At 39.7% G+C, this 15,857-nt stretch carries 15 protein-coding genes and 1 tRNA gene; 7 read left to right on the top strand and 9 right to left on the bottom strand.

Annotation, left to right across the window (positions count from 1 at the left end; genetic code table 11):
* The first annotated feature begins 96 nt into the window (after nucleotides 1-96).
* The 3 genes from Q4597_RS05325 to Q4597_RS05315 all read left to right on the top strand — a co-directional run bounded on the left by Q4597_RS05325 (nucleotide 97) and on the right by Q4597_RS05315 (nucleotide 4,400).
* Nucleotides 97-2,520 (top strand): TonB-dependent receptor, encoded by a 2,424-nt coding sequence (locus Q4597_RS05325; RefSeq protein WP_303405109.1) that lies wholly within the window; start codon nucleotides 97-99, stop codon nucleotides 2,518-2,520.
* A 45-nt stretch (nucleotides 2,521-2,565) separates the two neighbouring features.
* Complete coding sequence (locus tag Q4597_RS05320; protein ID WP_303405107.1) at nucleotides 2,566-3,714, top strand: PepSY domain-containing protein; 1,149 nt, start codon at nucleotides 2,566-2,568, stop codon at nucleotides 3,712-3,714.
* Nucleotides 3,715-3,896: 182 nt separating this feature from the next.
* Complete coding sequence (locus Q4597_RS05315) at nucleotides 3,897-4,400, top strand: SHOCT domain-containing protein (RefSeq protein ID WP_303405105.1); 504 nt, start codon at nucleotides 3,897-3,899, stop codon at nucleotides 4,398-4,400.
* A gap of 70 nt (nucleotides 4,401-4,470) precedes the next feature.
* Here the strand turns inward: Q4597_RS05315 and Q4597_RS05310 are convergent.
* Nucleotides 4,471-4,552 (bottom strand) — tRNA-Leu (locus Q4597_RS05310).
* Nucleotides 4,553-4,665: 113 nt separating this feature from the next.
* Between Q4597_RS05310 and Q4597_RS05305 the strand changes: the two genes are divergently transcribed.
* Nucleotides 4,666-6,054: a dipeptidase gene (locus Q4597_RS05305; RefSeq protein ID WP_303405103.1), complete on the top strand. Its 1,389-nt coding sequence runs from the start codon at nucleotides 4,666-4,668 to the stop codon at nucleotides 6,052-6,054.
* A 289-nt stretch (nucleotides 6,055-6,343) separates the two neighbouring features.
* On the opposite strand, the gene Q4597_RS05300 is transcribed toward Q4597_RS05305, so the two are convergent.
* Nucleotides 6,344-6,922 (bottom strand): alkylphosphonate utilization protein, encoded by a 579-nt coding sequence (locus Q4597_RS05300; RefSeq protein WP_303405101.1) that lies wholly within the window; start codon nucleotides 6,920-6,922, stop codon nucleotides 6,344-6,346.
* A gap of 272 nt (nucleotides 6,923-7,194) precedes the next feature.
* Here Q4597_RS05300 and Q4597_RS05295 point away from each other — a divergent pair, with 272 nt between their 5' ends.
* From Q4597_RS05295 to Q4597_RS05285, 3 genes are all read left to right on the top strand, one after another.
* Nucleotides 7,195-7,560 (top strand): BlaI/MecI/CopY family transcriptional regulator, encoded by a 366-nt coding sequence (locus Q4597_RS05295; RefSeq protein WP_215913018.1) that lies wholly within the window; start codon nucleotides 7,195-7,197, stop codon nucleotides 7,558-7,560.
* Between the two features lie 2 nt (nucleotides 7,561-7,562).
* Complete coding sequence (locus tag Q4597_RS05290; protein WP_303405099.1) at nucleotides 7,563-9,248, top strand: M56 family metallopeptidase; 1,686 nt, start codon at nucleotides 7,563-7,565, stop codon at nucleotides 9,246-9,248.
* A gap of 126 nt (nucleotides 9,249-9,374) precedes the next feature.
* On the top strand, nucleotides 9,375-10,475 hold the full coding sequence (locus Q4597_RS05285) for a DUF4407 domain-containing protein (protein WP_303405097.1): 1,101 nt from the start codon (nucleotides 9,375-9,377) through the stop codon (nucleotides 10,473-10,475).
* A gap of 1 nt (nucleotide 10,476) precedes the next feature.
* On the opposite strand, the gene Q4597_RS05280 is transcribed toward Q4597_RS05285, so the two are convergent.
* From Q4597_RS05280 to Q4597_RS05250, 7 genes are all read right to left on the bottom strand, one after another.
* A complete protein-coding gene (locus Q4597_RS05280) occupies nucleotides 10,477-10,827 on the bottom strand; it encodes an Hpt domain-containing protein (protein ID WP_303405096.1) in 351 nt (116 codons plus the stop codon).
* A gap of 230 nt (nucleotides 10,828-11,057) precedes the next feature.
* Nucleotides 11,058-12,059 carry a metal-dependent hydrolase gene (locus Q4597_RS05275; RefSeq protein WP_303405093.1) on the bottom strand — a complete coding sequence of 334 codons (1,002 nt, stop codon included), beginning with the start codon at nucleotides 12,057-12,059 and terminating at the stop codon, nucleotides 11,058-11,060.
* A gap of 21 nt (nucleotides 12,060-12,080) precedes the next feature.
* A complete protein-coding gene (locus tag Q4597_RS05270) occupies nucleotides 12,081-13,853 on the bottom strand; it encodes a MutS-related protein (protein ID WP_303405091.1) in 1,773 nt (590 codons plus the stop codon).
* Nucleotides 13,854-13,892: 39 nt separating this feature from the next.
* Complete coding sequence (locus Q4597_RS05265) at nucleotides 13,893-14,252, bottom strand: MmcQ/YjbR family DNA-binding protein (protein WP_303405534.1); 360 nt, start codon at nucleotides 14,250-14,252, stop codon at nucleotides 13,893-13,895.
* A gap of 16 nt (nucleotides 14,253-14,268) precedes the next feature.
* Nucleotides 14,269-14,802, bottom strand: coding sequence for a GNAT family N-acetyltransferase (locus tag Q4597_RS05260; RefSeq protein ID WP_303405089.1), 534 nt, complete (start codon nucleotides 14,800-14,802; stop codon nucleotides 14,269-14,271).
* Nucleotides 14,803-14,807: 5 nt separating this feature from the next.
* A complete protein-coding gene (locus tag Q4597_RS05255; RefSeq protein WP_215438580.1) occupies nucleotides 14,808-15,206 on the bottom strand; it encodes a Dabb family protein in 399 nt (132 codons plus the stop codon).
* 25 nt (nucleotides 15,207-15,231) lie between these two features.
* On the bottom strand, nucleotides 15,232-15,855 hold the full coding sequence (locus Q4597_RS05250) for a DUF4230 domain-containing protein (RefSeq protein ID WP_215438581.1): 624 nt from the start codon (nucleotides 15,853-15,855) through the stop codon (nucleotides 15,232-15,234).
* Between the last annotated feature and the right edge of the window lie 2 nt (nucleotides 15,856-15,857).

Here is a 15,857-nt window from a genome sequence, read left to right as displayed (position 1 = left end):
TGCCTTTATTTAAATTAAATCTAAATAATTTTTGTGGGTTTTACGCAAAAAATTACTTTTGCCGAAATCAATTATTCATATTTAGTCTAAATAAGCATGAGACAACTACTTACGGTAATTCTTGTTTTTTCCTCCTTAACCTCATCGTTCGCTCAAGTCGGTAAAATTGAAGGAATCATAACAGATAACTCCCAAACCCCTCTTATGGGGGTTAACGTATCAATCAAGAACACCAATGTGGGAGCGTATACCAATGAAGACGGCAGTTTCGAAATCGAAGACATCAGCACCGGAGAGCATATATTGACCATATCCTACCTTGGTTTTAAGACCAAAGAATTGACTCTAACCGTTCTTGCAAACGAAACCAAAGACCTAGGTAGTATTACGCTCTATGAGGGAAATGAAATATTAAGTGAAGTGGTCGTAAAAGGAGAAAGACGCAACAAGTTTTCTAGAAAAGAAACGGCCTACGTGGCCAAACTGCCTCTTAAAGACCTAGAAAATACACAGGTGTATAGCACCATAACTACAGATTTATTAAAATCCCAAGTTACTACAACCTTTGAAGATGCCCTAAAGAGTGCCGTGGGTGTTGAAAAACTATGGACTTCCACAGGCCGTGGTGGTGACGGTGCCGGTTATTATTCGCTTCGCGGATTTTCTGTGCAACCCCAGTTGGTAAATGGATTGCCCGGTCTTACCAACGGAACTATAAATGCCGCCAACATTGAGCGTATAGAAGTTATAAAAGGTCCATCGGCAACACTTTTCGGTAATGCCGTAACTTCCTATGGCGGTCTAATAAATGTTGTTACCAAGAAACCGTATGTAGGTACGGGCGGCGAATTGTCCTTTACCTCGGGCACCTATGGTTTTAATCAAATTAGTGGTGATTTCAACACCCCGCTAGATAAGGCCAACAATATTTATTTTAGGTTGAATACGTCCTATGCCACGGAACAAAGTTTTCAGGATGCCGGATTTAGAAAGTCTTTCTTTGTGGCTCCATCCCTCTCCTATCGTGTAAATAATAAACTATCATTTTCATTCTACGGAGAAATTTCACAGGCAGAACAAACCAACCCCATGTTTTTGTTCCTAAACCGGAGCGCTCCAACAGAATCGGCCAATCTAGAAGAACTAGGGTACAACAATAAATTGTCCTTTACAAGCAACGACCTTTCTCTGGAAAATCCCACCCAGAACTACCGTATAGAAATGGATTATAAACTATCGGATTCTTGGCAATCGCAGACCATTCTTTCCAAAAGTTCTACTTCAACCCGCGGTTACTATTCTTATTTATTCGATTTTGGTGTGCTGGGCAACGACACTTTTACCCGGTACATAAGCAAGCAAAATGCAAATACCCAAACTACGGATATTCAGCAAAATTTTATCGGAAACTTTAAACTGGCCGGTATGCAGAACAAACTTGTTTTTGGTATTGATTACTACAACTCTACCCAAACGGATAATAGTACAGGGTATGCTTTCTATGGCAATATTACTCCCGAAGGTGGCTCAAACGGAAACAATCCGTTTACGCCAGAGGTAGAAGAAGACCTCTTCCCTTTGTCCACGGCCGGGGTAGATGCCGCACTTGCTTCACAGGGTGTAAGTAATATAAAATCCAAATCGCACATTTACAGCGCTTACGCCGCAGATGTATTGAACATCACCCCTTCGTTATCGGCTATGGTAGGTTTGCGTTTGGATGTTTTTGATAATGAAGGTGATTTGGCTACATTGGAAGATGATTTTGACCAAACGGCTTTCTCTCCTAAATTTGGCTTGTTGTACCAACCGATCCAGGACAAATTATCCGTCTTTGCCAATTACCAAAACGGCTTTACCAATGTTGCGCCTGCTTTAGTTGGCGATGTAAATGCAGGCCCACAAACCTTAAAAACCTTTGATCCCGAGCAAGCCAATCAGTTAGAATTCGGCATAAAGACCAACCTTTTCAGCAACCGTCTCAACGCTACAATTAGTTATTATGACATAAACGTAAAAGACAGGGTAATTACGGATCCAGCCTCGCCATTTAACAAAATTCAAGGAGGCGAAGTTGAAAGCAAAGGCTTTGAGATAGAAGTTAACGCCAACCCTATTAATGGCTTAAATATTAGGGCCGGTTACAGCAATAACGATAGTGAGACCACAGTATCCGACAATGCTGAAATATTAAACCGAAGACCTTTGGAAGCAGGGCCGGAAACCACATACAATTTATGGGCTAATTATGAATTCCAGGACGGTTCTCTAGAAGGGTTTGGACTTGGGTTTGGGTTTAATGGTGCCAGTGAACGTTTTGCCATAAACTACGCATCAACAGGAGAGTTCATATTACCAAGTTATACCATTGCGAATGCTTCTGTCTTCTATCAAGCAGACAAATATCGCATTGGTCTGAAATTGAACAACGTATTCAACAAAGAATATTATAAGGGGTGGACCACCATTACACCCCAAACCGCAAGGGCGCTTTATGCCAATTTCACTTATACTTTTTAATATTTGGCGAGCAACGGGTGATAATCTATTTATATAAACAGCATTATGAAATATAGAAATTCAATTCTTACACTTCACAAAGTTATTGGTCTAGCTACAGGTCTGGTGGTTTTTATTGTTGCTGTAACCGGATGTTGTTGGACCTTTAGGGAAGAAATTGAAAGTCTGTATGACGGATATAAAAAGGTTACGCCCCAAGAGGCCGCAATGCTAACTCCTACAAAAGCAAGGGCATTGGCCAAGGAAATTTTTCCGGACAACCATGTACATGGTACTGTCTTTGGACAAAAAGATGATGCCATTGAGGTTATTTTCTACGATGCCGAACCAGAATTTTACCAAAGTGTTTTTCTAAATCCGTACACGGGAGAACTTATTCAAGTAGACAACCATCTTACAGGATTTTTTGCCTTTATTCTAAAAGGACATATGCGCTTGTGGCTACCCAAGGCTATTGGCGAACAAGTGGTTGGGATTTCTATTCTACTTTTTATGCTCATCATTATTTCCGGAGTAATTTTATGGATACCCAAAAAGCGTAAAAACCTAAAACAAAGGCTAAAGTTTGATTGGAAAGAAACCACACGATGGAAGCGTAAGAACTTTGACCTACATTCCATTATAGGATTCTATATCTGTTCCTTGGCTTTTGTCCTGGCCTTGACCGGCTCCATTCTTTCTTACGGTTGGCTCCAATACGGAATGTACAAAATGGTAGGAGGCGAAAAAGAAGCCCGTTTTATCATTCCCGAAAATAATAGCGAAGCCCTTGCCGCCAATACCGATGTACTACCAATAGACAGGCTCATCGTAAAGCTCCAAAAAGAGTCTCCTGAAGCCAAAAGCTTTGAATTGCATTATCCGGATTCCGAAAAATCCAGTGTATATATAGAAGTATCCAACAGTGATGGTCTTTTTTATGATTCCGATTTTAGGTTCTTTGACCAGAATACGTTAGAAGAGATTGAAACCCCTAGTATTTATGGGAAATACAGCAATGCGGACGTTTCGGATAAAATTCTCCGGATGAACTACGATATTCACATTGGTGCCATTGGAGGCATTGTGGGCAAAATTATTGTTTTTATCGTTGGACTTCTCACCGCCAGTTTACCAGTTACCGGTGTACTATTATGGTATGGACGTACGTACAAGAAAACCAAAAAACTTAGAGTAGCATCGGCACAAAGCTAGGTTTAGATAAGTCTGAAAGCTCAGAAAAAATTTATGAGAATTTACCTATGGCAATGTCCATCTGATTTTCTCACTTTAATCTATTTTTTATTTGACAACAGACTTTTGTTATTTACGAAATTCTGTAAGCTTTTACTTTGGATTATTTGTAATATTGCTTCTGCAACCCAAACCATTTAACAATGAGGAATTTAGCATTTATTTTTTTACTAATCATAGTTTCCGTAAACGCACAAAAAAAGCAAATAGGAGTCTATAAAGCAGATAATGGCGTAACCTACAAGTTAAAAGATAAAATCACACTTAACGTAGGTTCTGATACGGATGGCACTTTTAATTACGTAACTATGCCATTGGTTTCAGGTGACGATAAAAGAGGTGGTAGACATTTAGCTAATAGTCTTTTTAAGATAATAGGTATAGAAAAATATAGCGGAAAGAAAAGAACAGGAGTTAATATTGTTGCCAAAAAAGGGCTTGGCTTAATACATGTAGATATTATAAACGCAATTAGAACATGTGAGGTTACACCATGTACTCAAACATCTTCTACTTCTCCAGTAGTTATAAATGAGTCCGACAAGTATGATAAACTTAAAAAACTAAAAGACCTTTATGACGATGGTGTAATAAATAAGGATGAATACGAAGCAGAAAAACAAAAAATCCTAGCGTCCGAAAAATAAGGTTAAGAAATATTACTATACAAAAAAACCTCAACATTCTAATGTATAGATAGTTGAGGTTTTGTACTTGTACAGGCGGAGAGACTCGAACTCTCACACCTTGCGGCACTAGATCCTAAGTCTAGCGTGTCTACCAATTCCACCACGCCTGCATCTCCCAATCAAATTGGGATGCAAATATAATGCAAAATTTTAATTCTCTAAATTTTCCGCCATTTAAAAACGTTCTTTTTCGTATTTTTAATTTACACTCTAAATTTGCTACATGCAAAACGTACAAGAATATATTACAGATAATAAGCAAAGGTTCTTAGATGAACTTATACAACTCCTTCGTATTCCGTCGGTAAGCGCGGATTCCGCCTTCTCCCAAGATGTTTTTGACACCTCGGAAGCAGTAAAGACCGCGCTGGAAAATGCCGGGTGCGATACGGTAGAAATATGTGAGACGGATGGTTATCCCATCGTCTATGGCGAAAAAACAATAGACCCCAACCTTCCAACGGTTCTTGTTTATGGTCATTATGATGTGCAACCACCGGACCCGATAGACCTTTGGAACTCGCCTCCGTTCGAACCGATAATCAAAAAAACGGAACTACACCCAGAGGGCGCTATTTTTGCCCGTGGAGCCTGTGATGATAAAGGCCAGATGTATATGCACGTTAAGGCATTGGAATTTATGGTGAAAACCGACCAACTGCCCTGCAATGTGAAATTTATGATCGAGGGAGAGGAAGAAGTGGGCAGTAACAATTTAGCAGTTTTTGTAGCCAACAATCGTGAAAAGCTTGCCAATGACATTATATTGATTTCCGATACCGGAATGATCGCAAACGATGTTCCTTCCATTACCACAGGACTACGCGGACTAAGTTATGTAGAGGTAGAGGTTACCGGACCTAACAGAGACCTGCATTCCGGGCTGTACGGTGGTGCCGTTGCTAATCCTATAAACGCGCTTACCAAAATGATCGCTTCGCTCCATGATGAGAACAACCATATTACCATTCCCGGTTTTTATGACAAGGTAGAGAACCTTTCGTTAGAAGAACGCGCAGAAATGGCCAAGGCTCCGTTCAGTCTAGAAGCCTATGAAAAAGCATTGGATATCACTTCCGTAGACGGCGAAAACGGCTACAGCACCAACGAGCGAAACAGCATTCGGCCCACGCTAGATGTAAACGGCATTTGGGGCGGTTATACAGGCGAAGGTGCAAAAACGGTCATAGCCAGTAAGGCCTACGCCAAAATTTCTATGCGTTTGGTCCCCAACCAAGATTGGCAGGAAATCACCCAATTGTTCAAAACCCATTTTGAAAGCATTGCCCCAAAAGGGGTTACCGTAAAGGTAAAACCGCACCACGGCGGACAAGGGTATGTTACACCAATTGACACAATTGGCTATCAAGCGGCTTCCAAAGCCTACGAAACCACTTTTAGCAAAAAGCCTATTCCACAGCGCAGTGGTGGTAGTATTCCTATTGTAGCACTGTTCGAGAAAGAACTGAACAGTAAGACCATTCTTATGGGCTTTGGGTTGGATAGCGATGCCATTCATTCGCCCAATGAACATTTTGGAGTTTGGAACTATCTAAAAGGCATAGAGACCATACCTTATTTTTATAAATATTTTACTGAATTTCAAGAATAAGGCTTATTAACTTTGAATTTTATTCCATAAATTTGACATATGAAAAAAGCTCTCTGCGGGAACAGAGAACTTTTTACATTGATTACAGTATTTTATCAATACCGAATCGGATAATCACATAGCATGTTTTCAAAACACTGACTATCCAGCCGTATTTAAGCCACTTCCTTCTAAAGGATTGAGGCTTTTTGATAAATTTTATCATATCTCAAAGATACGAAAAACGAAACCTTATTTAGAATGATTCTAAATAAGGTTTCAACATTTTTATTAACATTATATCTTTTGATTATGTTTTCTTTACATATTTGGTAATAATCACAATTTGTTGACCATCAACCTTACCTTCAATATATTCGGCATTTTCACGATCTAAAGAAATCCTACGTACAGGTGTTCCTTGCTTGGCTACCATACTAGAACCTTTTACTTTAAGGTCCTTTACGAGCACAACATTATCACCGTTCTCCAAGATAACCCCGTTCACATCCCGGTGAATGATTTTTTCGGCTTCGGACAAACCTTCTCCGGTAGCTTTCGCCCATTCCAAAGTTGCATCTTCTAGATACATCATATCCAACAAGTCTTTAGGCCAACCCTCCGCTTTTAAACGGGAAAGCATACGCCAGGCCACTACCTTTACAGCATCGTACTCGCTCCACATGCTATCGTTCAAACAGCGCCAGTGGTTGGCATCCGTAGTATCAGGATTTTCAATCTGGCCAGTGCACGTAGCACACGCCAGTAGGCTACCATCAATCCCACCCGTAGAAACAGGTGGCACCTCGTACACACTAAGTTCATTGGTGGCACCACATAGTTCACAGGTATTGCCACTTCTACCCTTTAATTCTTCAAGTACACTCATAACGTTTAAATATGGGGCCAAATGTAAAGTTTTCAACCCTAATACGTCCCACAGTACTGCCCTTTTTATCCCTTAAATCCCAAGAAGGACGTTCCCGCTAAAAAGCGGGCCGGGCTATACATTACAAGTACGCTTAGCAAAAAAGCTAATGCGGGCTTTCCATTACTATCCCTAACGCATGTTCAAAATTACATTAACTAACAATTAACAACTCTACGTTTGTAGAATAAAACTTTATGCTCTATGTTTGTAGAATACAAATGTAGCGTATTATGCAATTATCCAAAACAGAAGAAGAACTTATGAATATTTTATGGAAGCAAAAGAAAGCTTTCATGAAAGACCTATTGGATGCATACCCTGAGCCAAAACCCGCTACTACAACCGTAGCAACCCTTTTAAAAAGAATGACGGACAAGGGTTTTGTGGCCTACAAAAGTTTAGGGCGATCCCGTGAATACTATCCATTGGTCAGAAAAAAAGACTACTTCTCCAAACACGTAAACGGACTCATTAAAAACTTTTTTAATGATAGTCCGGGGCAATTTGCTTCTTTCTTTACCAAAGAAACGGACTTGAGCAGAAAGGAGCTTGAAGATTTAAGAAATCTCATAGACAACGAAATTAAAAAGCGATAACCATGGTTCTCTTCCTACTAAAATCTACCGCTTGCTTGGCCCTATTTATGGCTTTCTATAAGTTAGTTTTAGAGAATGAGCGTATGCACGGTTTTAAACGCATATATCTTCTTCTGGCCTTAGTACTGTCCATTGTAATTCCATCAATAACCTTTGTGGAGTATGTAGAAGTTCCTTCTTTGGCCCATGAAATAGACCACGTTACAACGGCATCAAACCAGATGGCAATGCCTGCAGGCGAAGAAGAGTCCGTTAGTTTGGATACCACCACCCTCTTACTATTCATATACTCGTTAGGGGTGTTGCTTTTTTCCTTTCGGTTTTTTAAAAATTTAGGACATATCCTGGTTAACATCCGCAACAATCCAAAATTACGGATGCAATCCTTTATTAATGTTTTGCTTAGTGATATTACTGTACCCCATACCTTTTTCAATTACATTTTCCTGAACAAACAAGAATTTGAAGCTAGTGAAATTCCCCAAGAAGTACTGCTGCATGAGGCTGCGCATGCCCAACAAAAGCACAGTTTGGACATTCTATTTATAGAACTATTGCAAATTATCTTTTGGTTTAACCCACTGGTATGCATCATAAAAAACTGGATCAAACTAAATCATGAATTCCTTGCCGATCAGGCAGTTCTTAACCAAGGTACTCCAACCCCTAAATATCAAAATATACTTTTAGCGTTTGCCTCATCAACAAACGGTAAAGATTATCAGTCGAGTCTGGCTAACGCCATCAATTATTCATCAATCAAAAAACGTTTTACAGTCATGAAAAAAACAACCTCAAAAGAATCGGTGGTCTTAAGAAGTGTCGCCGTTCTGCCTTTGATTACCATGCTCCTATTCAGCTTTAGCGAACAGATTACCGTACCTAAAGAAACCTCTGCCGTACAGGCCTATCAAAGCGAAGCCACTGAGCAGGAAGTGGCCCATTATAACGCATTGGCCAAAAAGTACAATGCTATCCCAAGGGAAAAGAGAAATATATCCCTAGAAGATATAAATACTTTGGAGCTTATTTATGGTAAAATGTCCAAAAAACAACAAAACGAAGCACAGCCATTTCCTGAATGCCCTGAAAACAAAAGCGATAAAAAAGGAGCTTGTGCAGAAGAGATTTCTGAATATAATGGATTGGCCAAAAAATACAATAAAATGTTAGCCAAGGGCAAAGCCATTCTTATCCAAAAGACAGAATTAGACCGTATGGCTCACCTCTATGCCCAAATGAGCACAAAACAACGCTCCAGTGCCCAGCCTTTTCCAAATTTACCCGAGCCGCCGGAACCCCCAACTCCACCTACCCCTCCTGAAGCAAAGATTGAAATTGAGGAACTTGTGGAACATGCCGTGGAAAACGCACTGGAAGAAATAGTTGCTTTTGAAGATATACATATTTCAGAGCTTACAGACCTTACTTTTAATGAGGAGAAGTTTGAACACAGAATTCACATTGTAAGACCTGAAAGTCCACCAAAACCAAAAACGCCTCTGGAGCATGTTAAGGAAATGGCCACTAAAGATGCCGTATTCTATTTGGACGAAAAGGAAATAAGTTCTAAAAAGGCCATTCAATTACTAAAGAAAAACAAAAGCATAAATATAGACACACGCACAAGCAACAATGAACCACCCAAGGTAAAATTATCCGTTAAGCCAATTATAATTAACAACTGACCGTAACCCATTTGTGTCTTAAAGCCTTCTAAACAGAAGGCTTTTTTTGTAACAAAAAACGTAACTTACGTCTAATTCATCATCAATCTGCCCAGCAATGGGTATCATCAAAAAAAATCGGACATCATGGTACAGCAATTTTTTATCCTCTGCTCGGGGGCGGACACCTCCATTCTAAAAACCTGTTCTAAAGGCGAACAGAACAAATATGCCGGTATTGGTGCTACTGTATTCTTTACCGCACTCATGGCCTTTATTGCCAGTAGTTATGCTCTCTATACTGTTTTTGACAATGTATACACGGCTGTTTTCTTTGGTCTCATTTGGGGACTCTTGATTTTTAATCTAGATCGCTTTATTGTCTCCACCATTAAAAAACGGGATAGTTTTGGCAACGAACTTTTGCAAGCAGCACCGCGTCTGCTACTGGCAATTATCATTGCCGTAGTTATTTCAAAGCCGTTGGAAATGAAAATTTTTGAAAAGGAAATAAATCAAGTGTTATTGGAACAAAAAAATGAGATGACACTGGCCAATAAAAATCAGCTAGCCTTACAGTACACCCCAACCATTGAAAAACTAAATGCCGATATTACTCAATTAAAGGACGAAATTTTAACCAAAACAGCTGAAACGGATGCTTTGTACAACACCTATATAACCGAAGCAGAAGGGACTTCCGGAACATTAAAACTGGGTAAAGGCCCAGTTTATGAAGAGAAACGTGAGAAACACGATGCCGCTTTGGCGGAGTTGAATGTTCTAAAAGAAACCAATGCCCAAAAGATAACGGGAATAGAAAACGAAATTTCAGCTTTAAATGCAGAATATGCAGATGTGGTTAAAAATTCCCAACCTGTAATAGATGGTTTTGATGGCCTCATGGCCCGGATCAATGCTCTTAATGAGCTGCCGTGGTGGCCCTCGTTCTTTATATTTTTACTATTTCTTGCTATTGAAACCTCCCCTATTATTGCCAAACTGTTATCCCCAAAAGGAACTTACGATGTAAAATTGGAGGAAGAAGAAAGTATGGTTCATACATGGGCACGTCAAAAAATACAACAACGAGAACAAATACTTTTAGCGGACACGGCTCTGAGCGAGAAAATCTACAATGAGATAAAACGGGAAGAAGAAGTTTACGCGTACAAAAAGAAAAAAGCCGAGGAACTTTTAAAATTACAGGCAGATGCCTTTAGAGACCTTCAGGTGAAGCAATTATAGGTTAGTAATCCAGTAAATCTAAAAAGATATTTATTTTTTTGAGTACTTTTTTAAAGTCCTCATCCAAAGCTGCGTCTCCCGCATGCAACCTTTCCTTATGCTCCTCTGCAAAGGCAAAGGTCTTTTCCATGCCCAGCACGCTTATCTTATATTTTAATTTGTGTACGATTTCTGCAGCGGCCCTGGGTTCATCTAACTTTATGTGGTAAAGATATTTACCAAGGTCCCATGAAAATTCGGATTTTAGAAGGGTAACGAATTTGCGTTCAAATTCTAAATCACGAGCACCTACGAGGTTCTCCACGTAGTTTAAACTTGGTCTTTCATCCCTATATCCCGCAAAATCCTCCATAAAACCTATCTCTCTTTTAAGCTCTTCAATCCGTCATTTCTTCAAGATAAACTAAAGGTAAGAATTATACTACCTCAATTTTCTTGTTTGTTGTGAAACCGTCAAAAAAATACGTTACTCCCTAAAAAAAAGATGTTAACGATTACAAAAAAGCGCCAAATGATAGCATTTCCGCAGCAAATGAACAGTTTAAACAATGTATCTACGCTCAGGAACAGGACCCTAAGAAACTAGTTGCCCCATATACGTTCCCAAAGCGCACTTAACAGTCGTTTGGCATCTGCGCGGTACTTGGGCATTTCTTGAACAGTTAACCCATCACTACCTCTTTTAAGTTCGTAGCTGAAAGCAAACTTAGACTCTTTAGGGTCTATACTAATAAGTCCAAACCTTAGGTCATTAAAATATAATTTGCCGGCCTTCTCGGTTATCGTATACCAACCATTGGTTATAGCGATAAGTCGTTCTACTTTATCATTGGATTTTAAGTCTCCAAGAAGTTCATGGTTCTTAGGGTAAGAGGTGAATTTAATTTCTTGGGTATCAAAAAAAGAATAATACCCTATCAAGTAGGAATCACCAGCGTCTACATTGGCAGTCCACAAAAGAGAATTGAACGGCATAGGCCGGGTATCTATGGCTTCATAAGATATGCTTTGTATTTCTAAATTATAAAGAAACTCTTTATAGGCAACCCACTTTAAAATTAAGGTGGTCAACAGATAGACTGTACTTACCGTTAACCCCAACCTATTGTACCTTTTTCGTTTGGGCGATGTCCTTTTTTGTCGCATGGCCATTATCAAGAAAATGATAAACGGAACCGTGTACAATGGGTCTATGACAAAAATATTCTGAAATGCCAATCGGATTTTAAAGGGCCAAAACAACTGGGTGCCCCACGTGGTAAAGGTGTCCAATATAGGATGTGTAAACATACCCCAAAACATTAACCAAGACCAATCTTTAAAAGTAGCTTCGCTTTTCTTTTCTATCTTGGTGATAAGCCATCCAAATAGGGGCGCAAACAGTAAGGAAAAGAAAATGGAATGGCTAAAACCCCTATGGATTTCGGTTGCGGTAACCGTATCAAAAAGAAAACGTGCCGTGACGTCCAAATCTGGAATAGTACCTGCAATAGCCCCATAGAGCATAGCCTTGTTCCCAACCTTTTTACCTAAAACGGCTTCACCTACCGCGGCTCCTAAAACTATCTGGGTTAACGAATCCATTTTTGATTGTTAGTTGACTAGCTATTCTACAATTTCCATTTTCTTCAACAAGAACGAAGCATTCATATTCTGGCAAATTCCGTCCTTAAACTTATAATCAAAATGAAGTTCATCATTAATGATTTCAGCATCAAAATAATGGTTCTCAACCTGAGGCAATGTATCGGCCACCTCACAAAGGCTTAAATCATGCGTGGCAATAATTCCGGTGGACTTTGAAGCTACCAAACGCTCCACGAATTTCCGGCTACCCTCTGCCTTATCCGTACTATTGGTTCCTTTCAAAATTTCATCCAAGACAATAAAATAACGATCCTCCTGAATTTCGTCTACAATGAATTTCAATCGTTTTAATTCCGAAAAGAAGTAAGACTCGTCATCCGTTAACGAATCCGTAGTACGCATGCTGGTAATCAATTTTATGGGAGAATACACCACCTCTTTAGCACAAAGCGGAAGCCCTACATTGGCCATTACAATCTGTAATGAAACGGTACGTAAAAAAGTACTTTTCCCGGCCATGTTAGCTCCGGTAACGATAAAGAACTGTTCCCGATCTATTTGAAAGTCATTTAAGACGCTCTTTTCCGGATTAAGCAATGGATGCCCTGCTCCAGTGGACTTTAGCACCACTCCATCCTTAGTAATTGTTGGATAATTGTACTGCGGATGATTGAACCCAAAATTGCCCAGACTGTTATATGCGTCAAAAATTGCGATAGTATCAAACCATTTTTCTACAAAAGCACCATGCTTTCCGATCCATTTTTCAATCTCATAGCAGTGTGTCAAGGTGCGAAGAAAAAAACCGTTCCCAAAGAAGAGGTAAATAATGTTATTGTTCTTGTCCAGACTATTGAGCTGTTTGGAAAACTGTGCTATGATCAAAGAAGTCTTTTCTTTATCCCGAAGCACGTTACCCTTCAATTGCTTTAGATAATCGGAAGTAAATTCCGTATCCTCGATCAACGTTAGTAATTTGTTGTACTGTTGAAAACTGCTCTGTACTTGGGAAGCATCTCCTCCAAGCTTGGTGATTTTTTTAGTATAGATTCCCGTGATGCCCATACCTAGGACAAGCCAGAGTACTAAAACCGATTCCGGAGCAAAATCAAAAAAATAAAGCGCGAACAATAACACGGAAACTACGGAAAACACCATTGGCACATACCGTATTATTTTTGGAACAAAAGCTTCGTAACCCGCCAACCATTTTACAATAGCATCCGTTTTACCCTCGGTTTTGGCCAAAGAAGCCGTTGCCGAAAAGTTTTGGCGCCATTCCGGCATTTTGGCGAGTTCCTGTATAGCTTCCTGTTTCTTAGGAATTCCGTCTATCTCGTTAGCCTTAAAAAGAGCAGCAAAGGTTTCCGCCCCTTGTTTTAAAGCGGTACGGTTGGCATACTGAAAAAATGAACCCCTACCGAACAAGTCTATGTCCTGACTGAAATAATGCAATGGGTCCTTAAACTCATCGCCTTCGGGCAGGTCATGAAAGTCACGGTGCAATACTTTTAATTCGGTCCGGTTAATATCCAGCAACGCCAACAGCCTATCTCGTTTGTACTGAAGTCCGGCATGTCTGGTTACCAAAAAAAGAAAAAGTACAATGGTTACCAACACTACGGCCATAACCCATTTCGCGTCTCCTAAAGTTAGGTAAACGCCAAAACCGGCAATACAAAATATGGCCAAACGCAGCATACTCGAAGCAAATAACAGCTTCTTTATTTGCGCTAACTCTTTGGTGTATTTTTCAATCTCACCGTTATAAAAAGATTCTAGTTGCTGCATATATCCTACACGGATTTTTTAAATAAGTGATGACGTTTTCTAAGAAAGAGCATCATACTCCGCCTTGAGCTTTTTGGTAAATTTGGAAATAACCAAATCATAGGAATGGTCTACCAATTCCGTGATTAGTTTTGGAGGCAGATTATCCAACAAAAGCGTATTCCAATGAACTTTGCTCATGTGGTAGCCAGGTATGATATGACCATCAAACTCTTCCCGAAGTGTTATTGCCCTATCTGGATCACACTTTAGATTCACCTGAGGTGGAAGCCTTTCCAGAGCACAAAGAGCGAACATTTTACCCATAACCTTAAATACCAAGGTCTTCTCGTCAAACGGAAATTCCTCTGTTACTCCTTTCTTGGCGATGCAATACTCCCGAAATACTTCAACGTTCATCATTTCTTAAGGTCCTTTACTGTTGGGGTACTTTCAGTTTTTCCAAGGACAACCAATGGTATCTTACTTTCATGATAGGTGTATCCCCAATATCGTTCCCTTCTACGGTCTCCAATCGTTTTCCTCCGCGAGAGTCGTAAAACCCTTGTGCCGATTTGTTACCCTCAAGCACCCACAAGTACATACCCTTATCAGAAGTACTTTTTTCTACCTCATCTGCAACGCACGCCATTAAATGTCTTCCAACACCAAGGCCCTGGGTCTCTGCTGAAACATGCAAATTATCCAATAGGGCACCATAGGTGTTGTCTTGGTTCAAAAATACGCACGCAAAACCAAGCATAACTCCGTCTTTCTCCGCCAAGATTACCTTTTGGTCCAAACTTGGGGTACCAAGTCTATCCCGCCATACTTTTTGGCGGTCGGCAAAAGCCAATTCATCCAAGTAATTATCGCTAAAGACTCCTCGGTAATTCTCTTGCCAACTTTTAGTATGTAACTGGGCTATTGCCAACGCATCTTCCAGCGTGGCATACCTATAAACGACCATAAAACTTACTGTATACCCTTAGAATCGTAAACGATTACCTTTTCCCACAATGCGCTAGATTCCTCTATAAATACCTTATGAGGAGCTTCGTCTTGATAGTTCTGCTGCGCTTCAGCAGATTCAAAAGTTACAATTAACGAGTAGGTAAACGAACCATCTACCACATCTCTACTAGCCTTTGGCGGGACGCCTATAAAACTGGTTTTGGCATAGGCTGAATTATCCAAAAATTTCTGAAGCGACTTCTCAAATGTAGCTCGGTCTTCTTTGCTATCCGGGTTTTTAAACCAAAAGTATACGGTATGGGCAAAATTAGGGTCAAATTCTCTCATGTCATTCTTTGTTTGGCCATTAGCGGTAATGGCAAGTGTTAAAAATAGTATTGAAATAGTAAGTGTTCTCATGTCTGTTGTTTTTAATATATGTAAATTAATCTTCGAGCATTTCTTTTTGTTTTTCCGTAATCTCCAAAGCCGTGTAATCTAGTTTCCAACCAATGGTCTCTACTATCTTTTCAATTAACAAAACAGCTTGAATAGCCTCTTTCCTGGCAGTTTGCATCAGTCCACTCTGCGGAATCTTTTCTCTTATGTGTTGTTTGGCCTCTTTGTTCAATAGGGTTAAATCATCCGAAGAAAAGAAATTGAACATACCACTCTGAATGTCATAAAACTGAATATCCGGCTCTATGGATAGAATCTCTGGCTCCGGAAAATGGGTCAGGATAATTTTTTTATTCTCGTCATCGGCCTTTATTCTTACTTTTTTTAGATCATAACCAATGTGTGCCTTGGCATTGATGACCAGCAGCGCTTTTTTCTTGCTGCTTACCAAACTCATAAAGCGTTCCTTTATATTCTCGTACCTGTAGATTTCTGCAAAATCGCCTTCTACCGAAACCAACTTACAAACGCTCTGTATTTTTTCTACCAATACTGTAGATTGGTGCTTGGTAAGTTCTTTACTTTTTTGCTTCCTAAAATAAGAATACACCCAATACATTAGGATAGCACCTAGAATAAGACCTAAAAAAGTATCGAAAATATTATCCATTC

The organism is Zobellia sp. 1_MG-2023, assembly GCF_030549125.1.
In the GTDB taxonomy this organism is placed as follows: Bacteria; Bacteroidota; Bacteroidia; order Flavobacteriales; family Flavobacteriaceae; genus Zobellia; species Zobellia russellii.
The sequence above is the reverse complement of the archived record's forward strand: the minus strand, read 5'-3'. Positions and strand labels throughout refer to the sequence as shown.

Bases quoted from the DNA above. Each gene is read 5' to 3' on its own strand.
- Q4597_RS05270 (WP_303405091.1), bottom strand. From the start codon at position 13,853: ATGCAGCAACTAGAATCTTTTTATAACGGTGAGATTGAAAAATACACC.
- Q4597_RS05250 (WP_215438581.1), bottom strand. From the start codon at position 15,855: ATGGATAATATTTTCGATACTTTTTTAGGTCTTATTCTAGGTGCTATC.
- Q4597_RS05290 (WP_303405099.1), top strand. From the start codon at position 7,563: ATGGTTCTCTTCCTACTAAAATCTACCGCTTGCTTGGCCCTATTTATG.
- Q4597_RS05275 (WP_303405093.1), bottom strand. From the start codon at position 12,059: ATGGATTCGTTAACCCAGATAGTTTTAGGAGCCGCGGTAGGTGAAGCC.
- Q4597_RS05280 (WP_303405096.1), bottom strand. From the start codon at position 10,827: ATGGAGGATTTTGCGGGATATAGGGATGAAAGACCAAGTTTAAACTAC.
- Q4597_RS05325 (WP_303405109.1), top strand. From the start codon at position 97: ATGAGACAACTACTTACGGTAATTCTTGTTTTTTCCTCCTTAACCTCA.
- Q4597_RS05305 (WP_303405103.1), top strand. From the start codon at position 4,666: ATGCAAAACGTACAAGAATATATTACAGATAATAAGCAAAGGTTCTTA.
- Q4597_RS05265 (WP_303405534.1), bottom strand. From the start codon at position 14,252: ATGAACGTTGAAGTATTTCGGGAGTATTGCATCGCCAAGAAAGGAGTA.
- Q4597_RS05295 (WP_215913018.1), top strand. From the start codon at position 7,195: ATGCAATTATCCAAAACAGAAGAAGAACTTATGAATATTTTATGGAAG.
- Q4597_RS05320 (WP_303405107.1), top strand. From the start codon at position 2,566: ATGAAATATAGAAATTCAATTCTTACACTTCACAAAGTTATTGGTCTA.
- Q4597_RS05285 (WP_303405097.1), top strand. From the start codon at position 9,375: ATGGTACAGCAATTTTTTATCCTCTGCTCGGGGGCGGACACCTCCATT.
- Q4597_RS05300 (WP_303405101.1), bottom strand. From the start codon at position 6,922: ATGAGTGTACTTGAAGAATTAAAGGGTAGAAGTGGCAATACCTGTGAA.
- Q4597_RS05255 (WP_215438580.1), bottom strand. From the start codon at position 15,206: ATGAGAACACTTACTATTTCAATACTATTTTTAACACTTGCCATTACC.
- Q4597_RS05260 (WP_303405089.1), bottom strand. From the start codon at position 14,802: ATGGTCGTTTATAGGTATGCCACGCTGGAAGATGCGTTGGCAATAGCC.
- Q4597_RS05315 (WP_303405105.1), top strand. From the start codon at position 3,897: ATGAGGAATTTAGCATTTATTTTTTTACTAATCATAGTTTCCGTAAAC.